Below are 22,214 nucleotides of genomic sequence, written 5' to 3'. Positions count from 1 at the left end.
ACGATCTAGATGCGCATGTTGTCTGCGGCAAGCAATTGTGACTCGTGCCGTTTCAGACAGCGCCGGGCCGTATCCCCGTACAGATTAACATCGGATCGCAGTTCCGGGAACAGTGCGAACAATTCTTCGCGTGCACTGTCATGGATCGCGTTCATGCCGACATCACCGGGGTGAAAGCTTTCTGTCGCGGCACCATTGGCAAACACGATTTCGTGGTGGTCGAACATCATGTGGATATATGTGACATCGCCGCCGAATTCCTGTGTGACATGCCGTCCGTCCAGCAGATGCTTGGCCGGAACAAGAACCTCTGATTCGCCGAACAATAATTCGGCGCGGTAGCCGTGGAACAGCATCCGATGCTGTGGCGACACCAGCAAATCCGCTTCTTGTCCGGTGACGACGCCGGGGCGGATCAGGATGGGTGCAAAACCGCCTGTGGCGGGCACCGTGCGGGATTGAATCCAGCGGATCGGCTGCAACCCGTGGTCACGGGTCACAACCAGATCACCGACACGCAGGGTGGCGACGTCACGCGCGCCGCGTGGTGTGGCGATCATGGCGCCGGGTGTGAAACAAACGATTTCCTCGATATTGCTGAAGTTCAGGATCGTGCCGTCGTCCAGCGTGGCGGTGCCGGAATAGCTGCCGGTGCCGTCATCGACCGCATTCGCAAGGATCTCTTTCAGGTTGCCCAGCGTGCCAAGCACCAGACGGTCGCCCGTGGTTTCATCGCCGGACCCGCCAAAAATATTGATCGTTTCGGTGCCAAGCTGGTCCTGAACGATAAACGTATCGTCCCCGTCGCCGCCTTCAGCCACGTCGCCTTCTGCGACGGTGATCAGGTCGTTTCCGGCGCCGGCGTCGATGCTGTCGGCCCCGGTGCCAAGGTCGATCGTGTCGTTGCCCGCGCCGGTGCTGACCGTCTGGCTGCCCGCATCGGCGGTGATGGTGTCGTTGCCACTGCCTGTCGCAACCTGTTCGATTTCGGAAAATGTCGCGGTGTCGACGCCGTTTGTCAGTGTGCCCGCTTCTGCGCCGGTGAACGTGACTGTGGTATCGGTGGTCATACCGGACGCATCCAGCAGGTCACCGGTTGTTTCCGTCGTTTCGCCACCCGTCAGCGTATCGGTGCCGAAACCGTCGCCCAGGACCAGAACATCATCGCCCGCGTCGCCAAAAACGGTGTCGTTACCCGCGCCACCGACAAGGCTGTCGTTGCCATCGCCGCCATAGATTTCGTCGTTGCCGTCGCCCGCAAGCACCACGTCATTGCCGGCGCCCGCTACGATCAGATCGTCATTTGCAGTGTCGCCTGACAGGATCGCATCGTCGCCATCCACACGGTCGCCGTCGGGATCACCGGTATATGCTGCATCAATGATGTCGTCGCCAGCGGTGCCGCTGACAGTCCCGTCTGGCAGGGGAATACCAATCGCGGCCAATGCAAAAGGTGACGACAATTCTGCGGCAGTGACGCCAACCAGCAGCACGGATTCCCCGTTGGCAAAGGTCAACAGCGCGCTGCCGCCCTGATCGGTCACGGTGACGTCGTTGGTGTTGACCGGCAGGCCGTCCGGGCCGCTCAGGTCGCTGACATCCAACAGGTCTTGGCTGGTGAATGTGCCGTCGCCGTTGTCGATCGGGCCTTCGAATTCAAAAACCTCGTCGTTGCCGCTGCCATCGTTCAGCTGAACGATGTCGACGGCATTGTCGTCGGCACCCAAGGCAATGGTGTCGTTGCCAGCGCCCGCGTTGACGGTATCCGCGCCCGCGCCTGCGTCGATGCTGTCATCGCCCGCGCCGGTGCTGATTGTGTCGTTGCCCGCGCCTGTGTCGATTGTGTCGTTGCCAGTGCTGCCGATGATTGTGTCATCGCCCGCGCCGGTCAGGACGCTTTCCATTTCGGCAAAGCTGAGCGTGTCGGTGCCGTCCGACAGTGTCCCGGCTTCGGGCCCGGACATTGTGACTGTCACGCCTGTCGTCAGGGCGCTGCCGTCCAGCGTATCACCGTTGGTTTCACCCGTCTCGCCGCCGGTTACGGTATCGTTGCCGAAGCCGTTGAACAGCGTGAAAATGTCGTCGCCCGCGCCCAGATCGACGGCGTCGTCGCCTTCACCGCCAAAAACGGTGTCATTGCCTGATCCCAGAAAGAACGATTCGATTTCTGCAAAGCTGACGGTATCGGTGCCGTCAGTCAGGGTACCGGTTTCCGCGTTCGTAAACGTCAGGGTGGTGTCGGTTGTCAGGGCTGACGCATCCAGCGTGTCGCCCGTGGTCTCGCCGGTTTCGCCGCCAGTGACAGCGTCGTCGCCAAAGCCTGCTTCCAGTTCGAAGAAGTCGTCGCCGTCACCACCAAACAGGGTATCGTTGCCGGTGCCGCCATCCAGCGTGTCGTTCCCCGTGCCACCTTGAAGGATATCGTTGCCAGCGTCGCCCGACAGCGTGTCGTCGCCGTCGCCGCCAAACAAGGTGTCGTCACCCGTGCCACCGGACAGGTCGTCGGCCCCGGTGCCGCCGTAGATTTCATCATTGCCGTCGCCCGCAAACACGGTGTCATTGCCTGCACCGGCTTCGATCAGGTCGTCGTTGCCACTATCACCCGCCAGAACCGCGTCATTGTCGTCGATGGAATCGCCATCGGCGTCGGTATAGCCCAACCCGATCAGATCATCCCCGGCGGTGCCGCTGACAGTGCCGTCCGGCAGCGGAAAGCCAATCGCATTCAGCAGAAATTCGTCGGACGCCTGTGTGGGTGTGATGCCTTGCAGGACCACTTCTTCGCCGTTCGGAAAGATCAGCAGCGCGTTGCCGAACCCGTCGTCGGACACGACCACGTCGCGGGTGTTGACCGGATTGCCCTGCGCATCCAGCAGTTGGCTGACATCAAGCGTATCGATCGAGCTGTAGGTGCCGTCCGGATTGGCGGTAATCGTGTCGAAGCCCACAATCGTCAGTCGGGTGAACCCGTCACGCAAGATCACAACGTCGGCTTCGCCGTCGCTGCCCAGATCGACAGTGTCGTTGCGCAGTCCTGCGTCAATCGTATCCGCACCGGTGCCCGCGACGATCAGGTCGTCGCCCGAACCGCCGATGATGCTGTCGTTGCCTGCGCCGCTTTCAAGCGTGACACTTGTTGTTGCGGCACTGGCGTCGATCGTGTCGTCAAATTCCGTGGTGACGACCCGTTCGATCTGCGAAAAGCTGCCGGTCGACGTGGTACCGTCAAAGCTGAACGTACCGGATTCGCTGCCGTCAAATGTTACCGTCGCGCCAAGGGTGCTGGTGGTGCTGGTCAGGCCCAGCGTATCGATGTCGCCATCGCCCAGGTCTTCGCCACCGATGACCGTGGTTTGATCGTGATCATCCGCGACCTGCAACAGATCGTTCCCGGTGCCGCCGTCCAATACGTCGTTGCCGGTGCCGCCGAACAGGGTGTCGTCACCCGTGCCACCGTACAGCGAATCGTCCCCGACGCCACCGCGCAGCGTATCGTTTCCGGCTTCGCCCCAAAGCGTGTCGTTGCCTGCTTCCAGATCGTCGGAACCCAGAATGTCGTTGCCGTCACCACCGATCAGCGCGTCATTGCCCAGACCGCCTGACAGGCTGTCATCGCCGCCTTCGCCCCACAAAGAGTCGTCACCACCGTCACCTGATAAGGTGTCGTTGCCGGTGCCCCCGATCAGCCAGTCGGTATCATCGCCACCGCTGAGCGTGTCGTCGCCGTCATCGCCATACAGTGTATCGCTACCCGTGCCGCCAAACAGCGTATCGTTCCCGGACCGGCCGATCAGGGTGTCGTTGCCCGCATCCCCGTACAGGATGTCGTCTTCGCCTTCGCCATTGATGTGGTCGTTGCCGATCCCGCCAAAGGCGACGTCGTTGCCCCCGCCGGTGTAGATCGTATCGTCACCGCCGCCGCCGTAAAACGTATCAGAGCTGCTGCCATTGAAAGAGCCCGGCTCGTCATCGATCAGGTCGTTGCCGTCGCCACCGTAAACAACGTCGTTCCCGGCGCGGCCATATAGCGAATCGTTTCCGCCACCGCCGTACAGCGTGTCGTCGCCGTCGCCACCGTCTAGCGTGTCGTCGCCGGGGCTTGGCAGGATGGTCGTGAACTGGATGTCGCTGATATAGATCGCGTGCTGCGTCGTGCCGCCGGGACTGTTAAAGTTGACGACGATGGAACTGACAGGGCCGGCGACCTGCACATAGATCGCCCCATCGGCCTGATTGGGCTCGTCGTTGTCAAAGGATGCGGTCACCGTCTGGCCGGATACGGAATCGTTGTTGCCGACCGGCTGGGTCAAGGTGACCGGGACGATGTTGCCATCCGAATCGTATGCGGTCAGCACCACCTGATCGCGGAAGTCGTTGGTGCCGTCGTCGACGGCGTCAATATCGGTGATCCAGAAACCCACGTTGCTGACAGCGTCGGTCACGCCGCTGTTTGGGTCGGCTGCAAAATCGATTGTGGTCGTGACCGTCTGTTCGGCCCCGCCGACCAAGAACAGCGATGAATCGGTCGCGATGCCGGTTGTTCCGGTAAAGATCGCGGTGTTCGACGACGAAACTTCTGTCAGGCTTCCGTCGTCGCGGAACGAGACACTGACGTTGATATTGCCGGTGTCCTGCGTAAAACCGCTGCGCAGATTTGTGCCGCTGGCAGCCTGTGTCGTCCAGCGCAGGCTTTCGGTGGTGACAGCAGCGGGGGCCGGATCATCGCCATACAGAATATCGTTGCCGCTGCCGCCCAGGATCGAGTCGTTGCCGGCCTCGCCATAGACAGTGTCATTTCCGGCCCCGGCGTCGACCGTGTCGTCGCTGTCGCCGCCGTAGACCGTATCGGCACCGTCACCTGCGATAATGCTGTCGCGGCCTGCGTTTCCCGACAGGATATCTGACCCGGTGCCGGCGATGATCGTATCGGACCCCGTACCGCCCATGACGCTGTTGTTGCCTTCGCCCGCGTCGACGTAATCGTTGCCAGCGCCCGCATCGATCCGGTCGGCACCGGCACCGCCATACAGACTGTCGGTTCCCATCCCGCCCAGAATCGAATCGTTGCCGTCACCGCCATAGACGATGTCGTTGCCACCATTGCCGTTCAGGGTGTCGTCACCCACGCCACCAAAAAGCGTGTCGTTGCCGGACCCACCGGATACAAGGTCGTTCCCGTCGCCTGCATACACCGTATCGTTGCCGCGCCCGGCAGAGATCGTATCGCTGGACGTGCCGCTACCGCTTGTGTTGGCCCCGCCATAGATCAGGTCGGATGTCGTCCCGCCCGTGATGGTATCCCCAGAGGATGTCCCGGTATAAAGTGAAAAGGTCGGTGCCGACTGTACCGTTACAGATCTGATATTGTTCGGGAATGCGGTGTCCGGGACGAAATAGACCCGTCCTTCCACACCCAGATAATAGGTTCCGGTGATGGTCGTGTTGGTGCCACCCCGGGTGACCGTAACGGACCCTGTCCCGATGATGCGGTCAGTTGTGAATGTCGTCGTATCGGTCGCGCCACTGTCACCGCCGTTCAGGCGGTTGTCACCAAGGTTAATTAGATAGCCTGTGGGCATGTGTGACCTCAATCCAACTGGTCGGTCATGAAAACCGCAAAATCGTTAGAATGGAGGTAAGATCGTGACATGGCCGGATTGGGACGACCGCGTGATCAATAGGCGATGAAAGCGGCCATTCGGTGGCAATTGGCTACAAAGATGGCAGGATCGCCTGAATCCGGCACGAAGAACATTGAATTGCTGCAATTGTCGCGCACAACCACTGGTCGGACCGGGGATTGATCGCTTTGCGACAACAGTGGGGTGATCCGTGCTGCGACGTGTTGCGCACCCTTCGACCCTTGAAGCTGCAAGTCACCCTGCATAGTGTTAGCGAGATCGACAAAGACACCGCCAACAGGTGTCCCCCAGTAAAGGCGTGCCCATGCAAGATCCGATGCAAACCCACATGAACCTCGTGCCGATGGTGGTTGAACAGACCGCACGCGGCGAACGCGCCTATGATATTTTCAGTCGTCTGCTGAAAGAACGGATCGTGTTCGTGAACGGTCCGGTCCATGATGGCATGAGCCAGCTCGTTGTCGCGCAGCTTTTGCACCTCGAAGCGGAAAACCCGAAAAAAGAAATCTCGATGTATATCAACTCTCCGGGCGGCAGCGTCGTGGCCGGGATGAGCATCTATGACACGATGCAGTACATCCGACCCAAGGTGTCCACGTTGGTCTGTGGTCTGGCCGCGTCGATGGGGTCCGTTATCGCAATCGGCGGCGAACCCGGCATGCGCTACGCGCTTCCGAATGCCGAATTTCTGGTGCACCAGCCGTCAGGCGGGGCGCGCGGCACCGCTGCCGACATCCTGATTTCGGCCAAAAGCATCGAAAATACCCGCGAACGGATGTACAAGCTTTACCAAAAGCACACCGGTCAAAGCTACAAAGAGGTTCAAAAAGCGCTGGACCGCGACAAGTGGATGACACCGGAAGAGGCGAAGGAATGGGGCCACATCGATGAAATCGTGACAAGCCGCGATAAATCGGACGATTGATCCCGCATCCGGTGCCATGATCACACGAAGATGAACGGGGTCGCCCTTTACGTCGATTTGGCGTTGTGACCCGATACGCGCTGTCCTACTCTGTCAGACCAAGGACAGCGCGACACCAAAACTGGCCCCGGCGCCGAAGGACACGACATGGCAACCACCACCGGCAGCGACAGCAAGAATACACTTTACTGCAGCTTTTGCGGCAAAAGTCAGCACGAGGTCCGCAAATTGATTGCGGGGCCGACCGTTTTCATCTGCGATGAATGCGTCGAGCTGTGTATGGACATCATCCGCGAAGAAACCAAAAGCGCATCGCTCAAATCGGGTGACGGCGTGCCGACGCCCCGCGAAATCTGCCAAGTGCTGGACGATTACGTCATCGGACAGATGCACGCAAAACGGGTCCTGTCGGTCGCGGTCCATAACCACTATAAGCGACTGAACAACAGCGACAAATCCGACATCGAACTGGCAAAATCCAACATCATGCTGATCGGTCCCACGGGCTGCGGCAAAACGTTGCTGGCACAAACGCTGGCCCGTATCATCGATGTGCCTTTCACGATGGCGGACGCCACCACCCTGACCGAAGCGGGTTACGTCGGTGAAGACGTTGAAAACATCATCCTGAAACTGCTGCAGGCGAGCGAATACAACGTCGAACGCGCGCAGCGCGGCATTGTCTACATTGACGAGGTCGACAAGATCACCCGCAAATCCGACAACCCGTCGATCACACGCGATGTCAGCGGCGAAGGTGTGCAGCAGGCCCTGCTGAAAATCATGGAAGGCACGGTTGCATCCGTGCCGCCACAGGGTGGGCGCAAACATCCGCAACAGGAATTCCTGCAGGTGGACACGACCAACATCCTGTTCATCTGTGGCGGTGCATTTGCCGGTCTGGACAAGATCATCGCACAGCGCGGCAAAGGGTCCGCAATGGGATTTGGTGCGGACGTCAAGGATACAGAAGACCGCGGCGTCGGTGAAACCTTTATGGATCTCGAACCCGAAGATTTGTTGAAATATGGTCTGATTCCGGAATTCGTGGGCCGTCTGCCCGTGATTGCGACGCTGACGGATCTGGACGAGGACGCGTTGATGATCATTTTGACTCAGCCGAAAAACGCGCTGGTCAAGCAATATCAGCGTCTGTTCGAACTGGAAGACACCAAGTTGACGTTCACCGACGACGCGCTGACAGCGATTGCCAAGCGCGCCATTGAACGCAAGACTGGCGCACGTGGCCTGCGGTCCATCATGGAAGACATCTTGCTGGATACGATGTTCGAACTGCCCGGCATGGACACCGTGACCGAAGTGGTCGTCAACGAAGAAGCCGTTGGTCCCGACGCATCGCCGCTGATGATCCACGACGAAAAACGCAAGGAAAAGGAAACCGCCAGCGCCTAAAGCGCGGCGGCGACCAGCCAAATTCTAAGGGCCGTCACACACCGTGGCGGCCTTTGCTTTGAGGGACGATCTATGGACGTTCGGCATATTTCCACCGGCAGCCCGTTCGAAGAGCGGATCGGCTATTCCCGCGCGGTCGTAGTGGATGGCTGGGTTTTTGTCGCCGGGACAACGGGTTATGATTACGCGACCATGACAATGCCCGACAGCATTGTGGACCAGTGCCGCAATACGCTGGCTACGATTAACCGCGCGCTTGTCGACGCGGGCAGCGGTCTGGATCATGTGGTGCGGGCGACCTATATCCTGCCGGACCGCACCGAATGGGAAGCCTGCTGGCCAGTGCTGGCCGAAGCGTTCCGCACCGCCAGACCTGCGGCCACCATGCTGGTCGCGGGGTTGCAGAACCCCGAAATGAAGATCGAGATCGAAGTCACGGCGCGCCTGCCGCGCTGAACCTGCTGGACCTTGGCACCCGATTGCGGCATGACAGGACCAACCAAAGACCGGAGACGACCATGGGCATCGGACGTAATATCGCACGTATTTTTACCTGGTGGGACGGACAGACCTTTGCCACGCAATTCTGGACGTGGCGCAAGGGTGAACGGGTTGGCGAAGACGGCGCCGGCAACATTTTCTACCGCAATGCCGACGACAGCCGCCGCTGGGTGATTTTCAACGGCGAAGCCGAAGCATCGCGCGTCGCACCCGAATGGCATGGTTGGCTGCACCGCACGTGGGATCAACCGCCGACCGAAGCGCCGATCCAGCATCAGCCGTGGGAAAAACCGCATTTGCCGAACCTGACCGGCACGTCAGAAGCCTATGCGCCCTCTGGATCATTGCGACGCGCGGCACCTAAACCCCAAAGCGACTACGAGGCATGGACCCCCGAATGATGATCCGCCTGCTGGCCATTGCACTGACGGTCTGGCCATTGTCCGCGACCGCACAGCAAGCCGTATCGCAGCCGGGTGCGGAATTGCGTGTGCTGGATAAGGTCACGGGCCAGGTTCAGGACGTCACGATGCAGGTCGGGCAGGCTGAAAGCATTGACCAGTTACTGATCCAGCTGAACGACTGTCGGACACCGGTGAATAATCCGTCGGGGGATGCTTTTGCGGAACTGTCGGTCAATTACCGCAACAGCGAAACGCCGGTATTTTCCGGTTGGATGATCGCATCCGCGCCAGCGCTTCATGCGTTGGACCATCCGCGCTACGATGTTTGGATCATGCGCTGCACAGACGGCTGATCCAGCCGGATCGGTCCAGCCGGCCCGAAACACGCGTCGATGGCGACGGCCTTTGCCAATCGTTGTTCATACGCGTGGCGCGGGATTTCGACGGCGCCAAGTGATGCCAGATGCGCTGTTAGGAATTGCGTATCGAACAGCGTAAAACCCGCGCTGCGTAGCCTGTCCACCGCGCAGAGCAGTGCAACCTTTGATGCGTCGGTGCGGGTCGAAAACATGCTTTCACCGAAAAACGCACCGCCAATCGTGACACCATAGACCCCGCCGACCAAATCGCGGTCCTGCCAGACCTCGATTGAATGGGCGTGCCCCGCAGCGTGCAACTGCCGGTAGGCTGCAAAGATCGACGCATTGATCCAGGTTTCGTCACGGTCTGCGCAGCCTGCGACCACGGCATCGAATGCCGCGTTGGCACTGGCCTGAAACAGTCCCTTGCGCAGGGTTTTGCGCAAGGACCGCGACACGTGAAAACCATCCAGTGGCAAAATGCCCCGCAGTCGGGGCTGCACCCAGAACACGTCTGTCGCGTCGCGGTCTTCGGCCATGGGGAACACGCCTGCCCGATAGGCCTGCAGTAACAGATCAGGGGTCAGCAGGTCCGACACACCCCTAGCCGAGATGGGTTTCCAGCCAGTGTTCCAGCCAGTGGATATTGTAGTTTCCGGTCTGGATATCTTCTTCGGCCAGCAGGGCATCGAACAGCGGCACTGTGGTGTCCACGCCGTCGATAATCAGTTCCCCCAATGCGCGCGACAGTCGGGCCAAAGCCTCTGGCCGGTCGCGGCCATGGACGATCAGCTTACCAATCAGGCTGTCGTAATAGGGAGGAATCCGATACCCCTGATACAGTGCGCTGTCGATGCGCACACCCAGACCGCCGGGCGCGTGATATTGCGAAATCGTACCGGGGCTGGGCTGAAAATGCGGCAGCTTTTCCGCATTGATCCGCACTTCGATGCTGTGACCGTTGATTGTCAGATCGTCTTGGCTGAACGACATCGGCAGACCGGCCGCGACGTTGATCTGTTCGCGGACAAGATCGACACCGAAAATCGCCTCTGTCACCGGGTGTTCGACCTGAAGCCGCGTGTTCATTTCGATGAAATAGAACTCGTCATTCTCGAACAGGAATTCGATGGTGCCGGCACCGATATAATTGATCTGTGCAACCGCATCGGCGCAAACCTTGCCGATCCGCGCGCGCAGTTCGGGTGTAATGGCGGGGCCGGGGGCTTCTTCCAGTACTTTCTGGTGGCGACGTTGCAGGCTGCAATCGCGTTCACCCAGATGCACGGCGTTGCCCTTCCCGTCGCCAAAGACCTGAATTTCGATATGGCGCGGGGTGGTCAGGTATTTTTCGATATAGACTTCGTCGTTGCCGAACGCGGCCTTGGCTTCCTGACGGGCGGATAAAAACGCCTTTTCCATATCGGCGGCGGTCTGCGCGACCTTCATGCCGCGTCCGCCACCCCCGGCTGTTGCCTTGATGATGACCGGATAACCGACTTCTTCACCGACGCGCTGTGCGTCCTGCAGCGTCGGAACACCGCCTTCAGAGCCCGGAACGCAGGGCACGCCAAGCGCCCTCATCGTGTCTTTTGCGGTGATCTTGTCGCCCATGATCCGGATGTGTTCGGCAGTCGGGCCGATAAAGGTCAGGCCGTGATCTTCGACGACCTGCACAAAAGCCGCGTTTTCAGACAGGAATCCGTAGCCGGGGTGGATCGCCTGCGCGCCGGTGATTTCGCACGCAGAGATGATGGCCGGAAAATTCAGGTAGGAATTGGTCGACGACGGCGGACCGATGCAGATCGCCTCGTCGGCCATGCGGACATGCATGGCGTCCGCGTCGGCTGTAGAATGGACGGCCACGCTGTGGATGCCCATTTCGCGGCAAGCCCGCACGACCCGCAGCGCAATTTCGCCGCGGTTTGCAATCAGGATTTTATCGAACATGGGACAGGCCTTTATTCGATGATCATCAAGGGTGCGCCGAATTCGACGGGGCCGCCGTCTTCGACCAGAATCCGTTTCACCGTGCCTGATCGCGGCGCGGGAATGTGGTTCATCGTTTTCATGGCTTCGATAATCAGCAGCGTATCACCTTCGGCAACAGTCTGACCGGCCACGACAAACGGTTTCGCGCCCGGTTCGGCGGCCATGTAGATCGTGCCGACCATGGGCGATGTCACGGCGCCGGGGTGGGCGGCCGGATCTGTCGCCGGTGCGGGAACCGGTGCAGATGGTGCCGGTGCGGATCCTGCCGGTGCAGGTGCCGGTGCGGCAGCGGGCGCTGCTGGGGCTGGCTGGGTAAAGCGGCTGACGCGCACATTCAGGCTGTCGTTTTCAGCATAGTCGCGTTTGACCTGCAGTTCCGTAAGATCGTTGGCACGCAAAAGCTCTGCCAGTGCCTGAATAAAACTGACGTCGCTATCCTGAGAGGTCTTGTTGCCCATAATCAGAACTGTCCTTGCATAATTTAATATACCCGACGCGACCTGTCGTCACATCGCATTGCGGACTTATAGGGCAACCCGGACGTGGGGGAAAGCGCAACCCGAAGGATGAGCTGTCGCAGTCAGCGTGCCAGACCGGCCCTATTGGGCCGGCCCATGCAGGTGGCTTTAGATTGCAAGGTATTCCGCGCGCAGTTTTTCGTCGTCCAGCACGTCCTTGGCAGAGCCGTCGAACACAACTGTCCCGGTATCAAGGATCACGGCACGGTCGGCCAGTTTCAGTGCCGCCACGGCATTTTGTTCCACGATGACCGTCGTAATCCCCTGATCACGAATGATATTCAGTGTCTTGGCAATTTCCTGCACGATGACCGGCGCCAGACCTTCGTAGGGTTCGTCCAGCAACAGTACCTTGATGTCACGGGCCAGCGCACGCGCGATCGCCAGCATCTGCTGTTCGCCACCCGACAGCGTTACACCTTCTTGTTTGCGGCGTTCTTTCAGGCGGGGGAACAGGTCATAGATCCGTTCCAGCGACCAACCAATCGGCGGTGCGATCTGGGCCAGTTGCAGGTTTTCCTCGACGGTCAGACCGGCAATGATGCGGCGGTCTTCGGGCACAAGCGCGATCCCGGCAGCGGCGGCCTGATGGCTTTTCATCTGGTGCAATGGCTGGTGATCCAGCCAGATTTCACCGTGACGCAGTTCTGGATTGCCCAGCCGCGCGATCGTGCGCAGGGTCGACGTCTTGCCCGCGCCGTTGCGCCCCAGCAGGGCCAGGATTTCGCCTTCGTGAATGTCAAAGCTGACGTTCTGGACGATATAGCTTTCGCCGTAATAAGCCTCTATTTCCCACACGCTGAGAAATTTCGACGCGGTGGCGGCGTTGTTGCGATTCTTGTCGAATGGGGCGTTCATCTTGTTTCCTTCGCGGTGCCGCATCTTCGCAAAAACGCGGGGGCTCGATTTTTCGCAGAAAAAAGTTTGTCAGACCTGCGCTTCACCCAGATATGCTTCGCGGACCTTGGGGTGACCCTTGATGTTTTCGGGGGTCTCCTCGACCAGCGGTCGGCCTTGGGCCAGAACAGTGATCCGTTCGGCCAGGCTGAACACCACATGCATGTCGTGTTCGATGATGCACATGGTGATGTTGCGCTTTTGCTTGATCTCTTTCAGCAGGTCGATCGTGTTGTTGGTATCTGCCCGCGCCATGCCGGCTGTCGGTTCGTCCAGCAACAAAAGCCTTGGTTCCTGAACCAGACACATCGCCATTTCCAGCCGCCGCTTGTCGCCACGCGACAGCGATGACGCCACCATGTCGCGCTTGTTGACCATATTGACGTCCGCCAGAATGGCCTCTGCCTGTGCGATGATCTCGCCCTCGTGACGCACGCTTTCGATTGCGTGCATCCGAAACGCACCGTCGCGTCTGGCAAAGCAGGGGATCATCACGTTTTCCATGACCGTCAGATCGGCAAAGATTTCCGGCGTTTGGAACACGCGGCTGATGCCCATCTGGTTAATCTCGTGCGGCTTGCGGCCCAGCACGGACTGTCCGTCGAACAGCACCGAACCTGAATCGGGGATCAGTTTGCCGACAAGACAGTTCAGCAAGGTCGACTTGCCAGCCCCGTTTGGCCCGATGATGGCATGGACGGTGTTTTCCACCACGCTCAGGTTCACGTCACCCAGCGCTTGCAGACCACCGAAACGTTTGTTGACGCCTTTGACTTCAAGAATGCCCATGATCTTACTCCGCCGGGGTTTTTGAATTGGCTTCGACAACGGAATCCGTCTCTGTCTCTGCGGGTTTGGCGCGGCGGCGGAACAGCCCGCCAAGCTTTTGTCCGCCCTGCACCAATCCGCCGGGCAGGAAGATGACGACCGCCATGAACAAGACGCCCAAGCTGAGGTGCCAGCCTTTGCCGATAAAGGGATGGATGATCGCGACCAGCAGATTGTCCAGCCAGTCCGGCATAAAGGCGAACCAGTTGTGCAGGATGGTATCATTGATCTTGGATACGATGTTTTCCAGATACTTGATCAGTCCAGCGCCCAGCACCGGGCCGATCAACGTGCCGACACCGCCGAGGATCGCCATGACGACGATTTCACCACTCGCGGTCCAGAACATGCGTTCCGCACCGGTCAGCGGGTCCATTGCAGACAACAGCCCACCGGCCAGCCCCGCGTAGCAGCCAGAGATCACGAAAGCGGCCAGCATGTATGGCTTGGTGTTCATCCCGGTATAGCTCATTCGGGTCTGGTTCGATTTGATCGCCCGCAGCATCAGTCCGAAAGGTGACCGGAAAATGCGGATCGACAGATAAAAGCCCGCAATCATAAAGACCGCCGCCAGATAGTAACCGTTCTGAAAAATGAACTCCCATCCGCCCAATTTCCACGTGACTGATGAATTCATTTCCAGCCCGAACAGGTGCGGCACGATGGGATCGCCTTGGCTCATCAGCACTTGGGGGTCGTCGCTGTAGACCTGCAACCCGGTTTCACCGTTCGTGATGGGCGACAGCACCGAATAGGCCAGCGCATAGGACATCTGCGCGAAAGCCAGCGTCAGGATCGAAAAGTAAATGCCAGAGCGTCGCAGACAGACGTATCCGATGACGACGGAAAACAAGCCAGCGACGACGACCGACAGGATCATGGCGGGTATGATGTTGTAGGACAGCAGCTTGAACATCCAGACGGCGGCATAGGAACCAACCCCCAGGAAAGCGGCGTGTCCGAATGACAGATAACCCGTCAGACCGAACAGGATATTGAACCCGATCGCCAGCAACCCAAAGATCACGAAGCGTTGCATCAGGGCGGGGTAGCCCGCGTTAAAGCTTTGCCCCAGCGCGCTGTCCACCGGGAACGGGTTCAGCAGTATAGGGGCTGCCAATGTCATGACGACGACAATGGCAAACAGTTTGAAATCGCGTGAATTAAGACCGAGCATATTCCTATTCCTCCATCACGCCCTTGCGGCCCAACAGGCCACGCGGACGGGTCAACAGAATGACGATGGCAACAAGATAGATGATGATCTGGTCCAGACCGTTGATCACTGTGCCGGTGAATGTATCGTTCAGCCGCAGGGCATCCACGATAAAGCCTTTGAAGGCCGGGTTGGAAAAGAAGCTTTGCATGATGCCCAGCAGGAACCCGGCAAGCACAGCGCCAGGCAGCGATCCCATGCCGCCGACGACCACCACCACAAAGCTCAGGACAAGGAAATCCATGCCGATGTTGTAGTGCGGGGACAGGATCGGCGCATACATCATGCCCGCCAGACCCGCGACCGCTGCGGCCAGGCCGAACATCAGCGTGAAACGCTTGTCGATATCGATCCCCAGCATCCCGACCGTTTCACGGTCCGCCATGCCAGCACGGACGACCATGCCAAAGGTTGTGAACTGCAAGAAAGCAAAGACCGCGGCGATGATGATCGCGGAAAAGAAAAAGTAGATCAGACGCCATGTCGGATAGGCAACGGCACCTTCACCAAGTCCCAGATACCGGCCCATATCAATCGTCCCGACAAATGCGGACGGCATGGGCGTCTGGATCGGGTTTGCACCGTAAAATGCCTTGATGATTTCACCGATGACGATGGCCAGGCCGAATGTGACAAGGATCTGGTCGGCGTGTGGGCGTTTGTAGAAATGCTTGATCAGGCCGCGTTCCATGCCCCAACCGACCAGCAGCATGACCGGAACCGTCAGAAAAAAGGCGAGTGGCACGGACCAGTCCTGAATGGTGGCGCCCGCTGCCGCCCCGAACCAATCCTGCACATACGGCACCTGAACCGCCATCGGATTGCCCAGAAAATCGGTCTGTGTCTCGTCAATGACCGTCCGCGACAGCCCCAGAATACGTTGCATGGTCACGGCGCAGAACGCACCGATCATGAACAACGCCCCGTGCGCAAAGTTCACCACGCCCAGCGTGCCGAAGATCAGCGTCAGACCCAGCGCGATCAGCGCATAGGCTGATCCCTTGTCCAGCCCGTTCAGAATTTGCAGGATAAATGCATCCACGTCACCACTCCTCAATGGTTTCAGCCAGCGCGGGCCTTTGGACAGTCTTTTGTCGTTTGGCGATCGGAACGCGTGTGTGCGTTCCGTAAAAGGGGCGGCGCGGAACGCCGCCCCCGGATGGCACGGTTACGCGCCGGGATTACATTCGCCCAGGCTACCGCCTGCGAACATCGGGTGGTCGGGTTCGTATTCGACCTGTGCACGCGGCGTCACTTCGACGATGGACAGTGTGTCGTAACCCATCATGTTGGCGTTGCCGGAACCGGCCACACCTTCCATGACCAGCACGTCCTTGAAACACTGGTGATCGGCGCCGCGATACGTCGTCGGACCGTTGCCAAGACCGTCAAAGTCAAAGTCTTCCAGCGCTTCAACGACGGCGCAGGGGTTGAACGACCCTGCACGTGCGACGGCATCTGCATACAGCATGATCTGGACATAGCAGGTGTGCGCGGCGTTCGACGGCGGGAAGCCATACTTTTCACCGAACGATTTGACGAACGCCTTGCTGCCCTCATCTTGCAGCTGCCAGTTCCAGTTCATCGAGCCGTAAACGCCTTCGATGTTGGACCCTGCACCTTTGGCCATCAGTTCCGAGTACAGCGGAACGATGATCTGGAAATCCTTGCCGTTGACTTGCTTGTCCTTCAGGCCGAACTGCACAGCCTGCGTAAGGGAGTTCACCATGTCCCCGCCGTAGTGGTTCAGGATCAGCACATCCGCGCCAGAGTTCAGCACAGGCGCGATGTAGGACGAGAAGTCGCCGGCACCCACGGGTGTCAGCACGTTCTGGACGGTTTCCCAGCCCAATGCCTCTGTCGATGCAGCGATGGATTCGTTCTGTGTCCAACCCCAGTTGTAGTCGGCGGTCAGGTGATAGGCACGACGGTCCGACCCGTATGCTTTTTCCAGCACGGGTGCGAGTGCGACGCCGGACATGTAACCGTTAAAGAAATGGCGGAAGCCATTTGCCTTGCGGTCCTTGCCGGTGGTGTCGTTGGAATGCGTCAGGCCCGCCATAAAGATCACGCCAGCTTCTTGGCACAGACCCTGCACGGCGACAGCCACACCGGACGACGACCCGCCGGTGATCATGATGCAATTGTCTTTTTGGATCATCGACTGCGCAGAAGCGCGGGCGACGTCGGATTTGGTCTGCGTGTCACCGGTGACGAAATTGACCTTCTTGCCCAGGATACCTGTGCCATCAAGGTTCTGTTCGCTAAAGGTCGCCAGCATGCCGCCGTCGCCTTCGCCGTTCAGGTGCTGAACGGCCAGTTCCTGTGCGCGCAGCTCGTCCAGGCCTTCTTCGGCATAGGGACCGGTCTGCGGCACGTTAAAGCCCAGCGTGACCGTGTCGCCGGTGGGTGCGTTGGTGAAACCTGTGTGGGCTTCGGCCCGCAGATACGTGGGCAGCATCAGACCTGTGCCGGCTACGGCACCCGTCTGTAACACCCGACGGCGTGAATACGTCGATTTCGTCATGGTAATCCTCCCGTTGAAACGCTGGCCGGACCCTCCCGTCCGGGCAACTGCACATTGGTCGTGCTGGCCAAAGGATGCAGGGCAACCTTGCGTCAAACAACAATCGCTTGCCACGGCGCATTGAATTTGTAAATTAATAGACGAATGCGTTGGTGGTTTTGTAAATCAGTTTCCGGATCAACGCGCTAAGGGGGGCCGATGAACAGAACCGGCGAACGCATCAGGGCGCGACGCATGGATGCGGGTTTGGCCCAGCGCGATCTGGCGCGCGCGGTCGATATCTCTGCCAGTTACCTTAATCTGATCGAACATGGCAAACGCCCGGCGGGGGCGGCATTGCTGCGGCGCATCGCGGCGACGCTTGCCGTCGACATCGGGCTTTTGGAACGGCCAGCCGATCCCACGCTGGTTGATCGTTTACGCGCCGCGTCGGATCGGTTGTCCACCATCGCCACCGAAACGGTGCAGACAGAGGATCTGGTCGCCCGGTTTCCAGGCTGGGCCGGTCTGATCACGGCGCAGGCGCTGGAAATCCGCACGCTCGAGGATCGGTTGCAGATGATGACCGACCGTCTGACCTATGACCCCGATCTGGCAAAGGCGCTTCACGGTGTCATTTCTGCGGTGACTGCCATTCAGTCTACGGCGGCGATCCTGACGGGTGACAGCAAGATCGACGCCGATTGGCAAGCCCGGTTTCACAGCAACATTCACAGCGACGCGCGCAAATTGGCGGATACCAGTCGCGCACTTGTCGCATATCTGGACGCACCTGATGATGCAGAGCGCACGCTTTTGTCGCCGCTGGAAGACCGCGAGGCGATCCTTGCCACCACCGGATTTCATCGCCCGCATCTGGAAACACACCCCGCACCGGCACCCGCACCGGTGACCCGCCCGGCGGTAGCGGCGCTGGTGACGCAGTATGATGCACGATACGCTGATGATGCGCAGGCCTTGCCGCTGGATGATTTCCTGCAGGCCGCACGCGCGGCGGATCATGACCCGATGGTATTGGCCAGTCAGACACGCCAGCCGCTTGACCGTATCTTTCGGCGGCTGGCCAGCGTGCCACCGACAAGCCATGATCCCGACCACGGATTGATGGAAATTGACGCTGCCGGCGCGGTTTTGCTGCTGAAGCAGGTGTTTGGCTTTGATCTGACCCGTGGCGGGGATTGTCCGCTTTGGCCGATTTACACAGCGCTTGGTCAGCCCGGACGTCCGATCACTGCGGCCGTCGTGCTGCCGGGTCAGAATGCCGCACATCTGGTTTGCCACGCCATCGCGGTGCCTGTGGCGCATCCGCATGGCCCGCATCTGCCGCCGCTTGTCTGTGCAACCATGCTGGTGCGGACAATCAATGCGCCATCTGGCCCGCAAACGATCCCTGTGGGCGTGGCTTGCCGCATCTGTGCGCGGTCAGATTGCCCGGCGCGGCGCGAACCGGCGATGCCTGTCCTTGCTGTCGGGAATGTCGCATCCCTTTGACATGATGCGCGGGGCGGACAATAGTGCGCCGTGGACCACGTCGGGGAGGGCGTCGTCCGTACCAAGCCAAGCAAAGCGGGGGGAATGCTGATGGCCAAACGCGTCTTGCTGATCGAAGACGAAGCCAACATCATCGAAGCCCTGAGCTTTATCCTCAGCCGGGACGGTTTTACCGTCCACACCCACGAGGATGGCACGACCGCGATGGACAAGATCCGTGGCCAGCGGCCTGACATGATCATTCTGGATGTCATGCTGCCGGGACGGTCGGGGTTCGATATCCTGCGTGATTTGCGTGCAGATCCGACGACCCGCGACCTGCCGGTCATGATGTTGACGGCGCGTGGTCAAAACAAGGACAAGGCGCTGGCAGAGGAACTGGGCGTTGACCGGTTCATGACCAAACCCTTTGCCAACGAAGAGGTCTGTGCGCAGGTCCGTGCACTGATCGGATCATGACGGTCCCGCATGATCCGCAGACACCACGCACCGGCGGCGGTGGGCTTTTTCTGGCGCGCGAACGCTATCGGCAACGCAGACTCCGCGATGTGGGGCGGGTTCTTCCGATCCTGGGGTTGGTGTTGTGGCTGGTCCCGCTGATGTGGACGCGCGAAGGTTCGGGCGGGCTTGCGGGAACCATCGTCTATATTTTCGTGGTCTGGACTTTTCTGATCCTGTGTGCCGCCATCATGGCGCGCCGGATCGACACAACGGACGATGCCGCATCCCCCCCTGAAGAGCCGCGCGGCTGATGTCGTTCAACGCGCTAGTCTTTGCCGCCGTGCTCTATGTCGCGTTCCTGTTCATCATCGCGGCACTGGCGGAACGACAGGCGGAACGCGGGCGGGGCGGCTGGCTGCGTATGCCGCTGGTCTATACGCTGTCACTGTCGATTTACTGCACGGCATGGACGTTTTACGGCGCGGTCGGCTACGCCGCCCGGTCGGGGCTGGAATATGTCACGATCTATTTGGGGCCGTCGCTGGTGATGGTGGGCTGGTGGCTGGTGTTGCGGCGGCTGGTGCGGATCGGACGCGCGCAGCGGATCACGTCGATTGCCGATCTGATCTCTTCGCGGTTTGGTAAATCCACGACGCTTGGCATGATCGTCACCATCATGGCGATCATCGCATCAACCCCTTATATCGCCCTGCAATTGCAGTCGGTCGTGCTTAGTTTTCAGGTCTTTGCGCAGGCAAGCGGCCAGAACTGGGACAGTCCGGACCTTAGCCTGGCGGCGATACTGGTGTCCGTCGGGTTGGCGATTTTTACGATCCTGTTCGGGACGCGCCACGTCGATGCCAATGAACGCCAGCATGGCGTCGTGATCGCCATCGCGGTCGAAGCTGTGGTCAAGCTGATCGCCTTGCTGGCGGTCGGGATCTTTGTGGTCTGGGGGCTGTCTGACGGGATTGCCGACACGTTGCAGGCCATCGAATCCTCGCCCGTTGCGGATTGGTCGCAATCCGGCACACGCTGGTCGGCCCTGATCTTTTTGTCTGCGGCGGCTTTTTTGTGCCTGCCACGGATGTTTCAGGTGCTGGTTGTTGAAAATGCGGACGAACGGCACCTCAAAACAGCCTCTTGGGCTTTTCCCCTATACCTCGCGTTGATGAGCCTGTTTGTGGTGCCCATCGCCGTGGTCGGGTTGCGCATCATGCCAGCGGGGTCAAATCCGGATCTGTTCGTGCTGACAGTGCCATTGGCCGAAGGTCAGACCGGTCTTGCGCTGCTGTCGTTTCTGGGCGGCTTTTCGTCGGCCACGTCAATGGTGATCGTATCCACGATCGCCCTGTCAACCATGGTGTCGAATCACGTGGTCTTGCCAGTCTGGATGCGCAGCCAGTCGCAGACGCGGGCGGCGATTTCGGGCGATGTGCGCGGCGTCGTGGTGCTGACGCGGCGGTTGGCCATCGTGGGCATTCTGGCGCTGGGTTATCTGTATTACAGCCTGTCGGGCGGCGGCGGTGCATTGGCGGCCATCGGGCTGATCTCTTTTTCGGGGGTGGTGCAGGTGCTGCCCGCGTTGCTGGGCGGCATCTTTTGGCGGGGGGCGACGCGGACGGGCGCGATCCTTGGGCTGGTGTCGGGATCGACACTTTGGTTCTGGACGCTGTTCCTGCCCAGTTTCGGGCCTGACGCGATCCTGTCCGCGCAGGTCATGGCGGATGGCCCCTATGGCATCGTCTGGCTGCGACCAGAGGCATTGTTCGGGATCGCAGGGATGGACCCGATCCTGCACGGTCTGCTGTGGTCGATGCTGGGCAACACTGTGCTGTTCTTCGTGGGATCGGTCCTGTCGTTCCCGACACCGCTGGAACGGCTGCAGGGTGCGCAATTCGTGAATATCTTTGACGGGCCCGGCGGCCAGCAGGCGTGGACACGCTCTGCCGCCACGGCAGAGGATTTGCTGATCATGTCGCAGCGCATTCTTGGTCCACGTCAAGCGCAGGCGATGTTTCAGGCCGAAGCCGCAGCACAGAACAAGACAGGGTTCCTGCCCGATGTCTCGCCCGCCTTTCTGGCGCGGCTGGAACGCGAATTGTCCGGGTCAGTCGGTGCCGCCACCGCCCATGCCATGATCGGACAATTGACCCAAGGTGTCAGCGTCACGGTCGACGATCTGTTCGCACTGGCGGATGAAACCGCACAGATCCTTGAATATTCCGGCAAGCTGGAAGCCAAAAGCCGTGAACAGGAACAGACGGCCCGCGCGCTGCGCGATGCAAACGCCAAACTGATGACCCTGTCAGTTCAAAAAGACGCGTTCCTGTCCCAGATCAGTCACGAGCTGCGCACGCCGATGACGTCGATCCGGTCGTTTTCGGAAATCTTGATGCAGCAAGATATGAAAGGGCCGGAATCGGCGCGCATGGCCGCTATCATCAATGCTGAGTCGCAACGCCTGACGCGGCTGTTGGACGATCTGCTGGATCTGGCTGTGCTGGAAAACGGGCAGGTGACGCTGCACCAGCAGACAGGACGGCTGCGCGATCTGATCGACCGGGCCATCGCATCGGCTGACGTCCGGCCGGATCAGTTGCGGATCATGCGCGACCCGGTGGCAGAAGACGTCACCCTGACGACCGATCTGGACAGGCTTAGCCAAGTTTTCATCAATCTGATCGCCAACGCCAAGAAATATTGCGATGCCGATATGCCCGTCCTGACGATCAAGGTCTGGACAACCAAAACCGGCGCCATCGTTGATTTCATCGACAACGGCAGCGGAATCGCGCCTGCCGACGCCCAGGTGATATTTGAGAAATTTTCGCGCCTGACCGATGCGGCGCGTGCTGGCGGGGCGGGTCTGGGTCTTGCCATTTGCCGCGAGATCATGACCCGTCTGGGCGGAGAGATCGTGTATTTGCCGGGGCAGGGCGGGGCTGCCTTTCGGGTTGTCCTGCCTGCACCGCTTGCGTTGGCCGCGCAGTAGGTCCGTGATTTACGCATGATTCATGCCTTGCGCCCTAAGGTTGGGCGTTGAGGCAAAGGATGGAC

At 59.8% G+C, this 22,214-nt stretch carries 18 protein-coding genes; 9 read left to right on the top strand and 9 right to left on the bottom strand.

The window, feature by feature from the left end:
* Window positions 1-5 precede the first annotated feature (5 nt).
* Complete coding sequence (locus tag GZH79_RS15945) at window positions 6-5,579, bottom strand: Hint domain-containing protein (protein WP_211644745.1); 5,574 nt, start codon at window positions 5,577-5,579, stop codon at window positions 6-8.
* A 367-nt stretch (window positions 5,580-5,946) separates the two neighbouring features.
* Here GZH79_RS15945 and GZH79_RS15940 point away from each other — a divergent pair, with 367 nt between their 5' ends.
* From GZH79_RS15940 to GZH79_RS15920, 5 genes are all read left to right on the top strand, one after another.
* Complete coding sequence (locus tag GZH79_RS15940) at window positions 5,947-6,567, top strand: ATP-dependent Clp protease proteolytic subunit (protein WP_211644744.1); 621 nt, start codon at window positions 5,947-5,949, stop codon at window positions 6,565-6,567.
* A 147-nt stretch (window positions 6,568-6,714) separates the two neighbouring features.
* Entirely contained in the window at window positions 6,715-7,980 is a 1,266-nt protein-coding gene (gene clpX / locus GZH79_RS15935) for an ATP-dependent Clp protease ATP-binding subunit ClpX (protein ID WP_211644743.1), read from the top strand.
* 72 nt (window positions 7,981-8,052) lie between these two features.
* Complete coding sequence (locus GZH79_RS15930; protein WP_211644742.1) at window positions 8,053-8,436, top strand: RidA family protein; 384 nt, start codon at window positions 8,053-8,055, stop codon at window positions 8,434-8,436.
* 62 nt (window positions 8,437-8,498) lie between these two features.
* Window positions 8,499-8,882: an NADH:ubiquinone oxidoreductase subunit NDUFA12 gene (locus tag GZH79_RS15925; protein WP_211644741.1), complete on the top strand. Its 384-nt coding sequence runs from the start codon at window positions 8,499-8,501 to the stop codon at window positions 8,880-8,882.
* Window positions 8,879-9,238 (top strand): DUF2155 domain-containing protein, encoded by a 360-nt coding sequence (locus tag GZH79_RS15920; protein WP_349291223.1) that lies wholly within the window; start codon window positions 8,879-8,881, stop codon window positions 9,236-9,238. Before GZH79_RS15925 ends, GZH79_RS15920 begins: the two co-directional genes overlap by 4 nt.
* On the opposite strand, the gene aat is transcribed toward GZH79_RS15920, so the two are convergent.
* The 8 genes from aat to GZH79_RS15880 all read right to left on the bottom strand — a co-directional run bounded on the left by aat (window position 9,202) and on the right by GZH79_RS15880 (window position 17,222).
* Window positions 9,202-9,843, bottom strand: a complete 642-nt coding sequence (gene aat / locus GZH79_RS15915) for a leucyl/phenylalanyl-tRNA--protein transferase (RefSeq protein WP_349291222.1) — start codon at window positions 9,841-9,843, stop codon at window positions 9,202-9,204. The two genes, GZH79_RS15920 and aat, sit on opposite strands and share 37 nt — an antisense overlap.
* A 4-nt stretch (window positions 9,844-9,847) precedes the next feature.
* Window positions 9,848-11,194, bottom strand: a complete 1,347-nt coding sequence (gene accC, locus GZH79_RS15910; RefSeq protein WP_211644739.1) for an acetyl-CoA carboxylase biotin carboxylase subunit — start codon at window positions 11,192-11,194, stop codon at window positions 9,848-9,850.
* An 11-nt stretch (window positions 11,195-11,205) separates the two neighbouring features.
* Window positions 11,206-11,694, bottom strand: a complete 489-nt coding sequence (accB, locus tag GZH79_RS15905) for an acetyl-CoA carboxylase biotin carboxyl carrier protein (RefSeq protein WP_211644738.1) — start codon at window positions 11,692-11,694, stop codon at window positions 11,206-11,208.
* A gap of 168 nt (window positions 11,695-11,862) precedes the next feature.
* Window positions 11,863-12,612, bottom strand: a complete 750-nt coding sequence (locus tag GZH79_RS15900) for an ABC transporter ATP-binding protein (RefSeq protein ID WP_211644737.1) — start codon at window positions 12,610-12,612, stop codon at window positions 11,863-11,865.
* Between the two features lie 69 nt (window positions 12,613-12,681).
* On the bottom strand, window positions 12,682-13,440 hold the full coding sequence (locus GZH79_RS15895; RefSeq protein ID WP_211644736.1) for an ABC transporter ATP-binding protein: 759 nt from the start codon (window positions 13,438-13,440) through the stop codon (window positions 12,682-12,684).
* Between the two features lie 4 nt (window positions 13,441-13,444).
* Window positions 13,445-14,656: a branched-chain amino acid ABC transporter permease gene (locus GZH79_RS15890; protein ID WP_211644735.1), complete on the bottom strand. Its 1,212-nt coding sequence runs from the start codon at window positions 14,654-14,656 to the stop codon at window positions 13,445-13,447.
* A gap of 4 nt (window positions 14,657-14,660) precedes the next feature.
* A complete protein-coding gene (locus tag GZH79_RS15885) occupies window positions 14,661-15,737 on the bottom strand; it encodes a branched-chain amino acid ABC transporter permease (protein WP_211644734.1) in 1,077 nt (358 codons plus the stop codon).
* Between the two features lie 126 nt (window positions 15,738-15,863).
* Window positions 15,864-17,222, bottom strand: a complete 1,359-nt coding sequence (locus GZH79_RS15880; protein WP_211644733.1) for a substrate-binding protein — start codon at window positions 17,220-17,222, stop codon at window positions 15,864-15,866.
* Window positions 17,223-17,420: 198 nt separating this feature from the next.
* Between GZH79_RS15880 and GZH79_RS15875 the strand changes: the two genes are divergently transcribed.
* From GZH79_RS15875 to GZH79_RS15860, 4 genes are all read left to right on the top strand, one after another.
* Entirely contained in the window at window positions 17,421-18,713 is a 1,293-nt protein-coding gene (locus tag GZH79_RS15875) for a short-chain fatty acyl-CoA regulator family protein (RefSeq protein WP_211644732.1), read from the top strand.
* 90 nt (window positions 18,714-18,803) lie between these two features.
* Window positions 18,804-19,172 carry a response regulator gene (locus GZH79_RS15870; protein WP_211644731.1) on the top strand — a complete coding sequence of 123 codons (369 nt, stop codon included), beginning with the start codon at window positions 18,804-18,806 and terminating at the stop codon, window positions 19,170-19,172.
* Window positions 19,169-19,465 carry a hypothetical protein gene (locus tag GZH79_RS15865; RefSeq protein ID WP_211644730.1) on the top strand — a complete coding sequence of 99 codons (297 nt, stop codon included), beginning with the start codon at window positions 19,169-19,171 and terminating at the stop codon, window positions 19,463-19,465. Before GZH79_RS15870 ends, GZH79_RS15865 begins: the two co-directional genes overlap by 4 nt.
* Window positions 19,462-22,149 (top strand): ATP-binding protein, encoded by a 2,688-nt coding sequence (locus GZH79_RS15860; RefSeq protein WP_211645045.1) that lies wholly within the window; start codon window positions 19,462-19,464, stop codon window positions 22,147-22,149. The genes GZH79_RS15865 and GZH79_RS15860 overlap by 4 nt, the downstream gene beginning before the upstream one ends.
* Window positions 22,150-22,214: the final 65 nt, after the last annotated feature.

Source organism: Loktanella sp. SALINAS62, assembly GCF_018263905.1.
Taxonomy (GTDB): Bacteria; Pseudomonadota; Alphaproteobacteria; order Rhodobacterales; family Rhodobacteraceae; genus Loktanella.
Note: the sequence above shows the minus strand (reverse complement) of the source record. Positions and strands in the feature narration are given on the sequence as shown.

Bases quoted from the DNA above. Each gene is read 5' to 3' on its own strand.
- GZH79_RS15945 (WP_211644745.1), bottom strand. From the start codon at position 5,579: ATGCCCACAGGCTATCTAATTAACCTTGGTGACAACCGCCTGAACGGC.
- GZH79_RS15940 (WP_211644744.1), top strand. From the start codon at position 5,947: ATGCAAGATCCGATGCAAACCCACATGAACCTCGTGCCGATGGTGGTT.
- clpX (WP_211644743.1), top strand. From the start codon at position 6,715: ATGGCAACCACCACCGGCAGCGACAGCAAGAATACACTTTACTGCAGC.
- GZH79_RS15930 (WP_211644742.1), top strand. From the start codon at position 8,053: ATGGACGTTCGGCATATTTCCACCGGCAGCCCGTTCGAAGAGCGGATC.
- GZH79_RS15925 (WP_211644741.1), top strand. From the start codon at position 8,499: ATGGGCATCGGACGTAATATCGCACGTATTTTTACCTGGTGGGACGGA.
- GZH79_RS15920 (WP_349291223.1), top strand. From the start codon at position 8,879: ATGATGATCCGCCTGCTGGCCATTGCACTGACGGTCTGGCCATTGTCC.
- accC (WP_211644739.1), bottom strand. From the start codon at position 11,194: ATGTTCGATAAAATCCTGATTGCAAACCGCGGCGAAATTGCGCTGCGG.
- accB (WP_211644738.1), bottom strand. From the start codon at position 11,694: ATGGGCAACAAGACCTCTCAGGATAGCGACGTCAGTTTTATTCAGGCA.
- GZH79_RS15900 (WP_211644737.1), bottom strand. From the start codon at position 12,612: ATGAACGCCCCATTCGACAAGAATCGCAACAACGCCGCCACCGCGTCG.
- GZH79_RS15895 (WP_211644736.1), bottom strand. From the start codon at position 13,440: ATGGGCATTCTTGAAGTCAAAGGCGTCAACAAACGTTTCGGTGGTCTG.
- GZH79_RS15890 (WP_211644735.1), bottom strand. From the start codon at position 14,656: ATGCTCGGTCTTAATTCACGCGATTTCAAACTGTTTGCCATTGTCGTC.
- GZH79_RS15880 (WP_211644733.1), bottom strand. From the start codon at position 17,222: ATGACGAAATCGACGTATTCACGCCGTCGGGTGTTACAGACGGGTGCC.
- GZH79_RS15875 (WP_211644732.1), top strand. From the start codon at position 17,421: ATGAACAGAACCGGCGAACGCATCAGGGCGCGACGCATGGATGCGGGT.
- GZH79_RS15870 (WP_211644731.1), top strand. From the start codon at position 18,804: ATGGCCAAACGCGTCTTGCTGATCGAAGACGAAGCCAACATCATCGAA.
- GZH79_RS15865 (WP_211644730.1), top strand. From the start codon at position 19,169: ATGACGGTCCCGCATGATCCGCAGACACCACGCACCGGCGGCGGTGGG.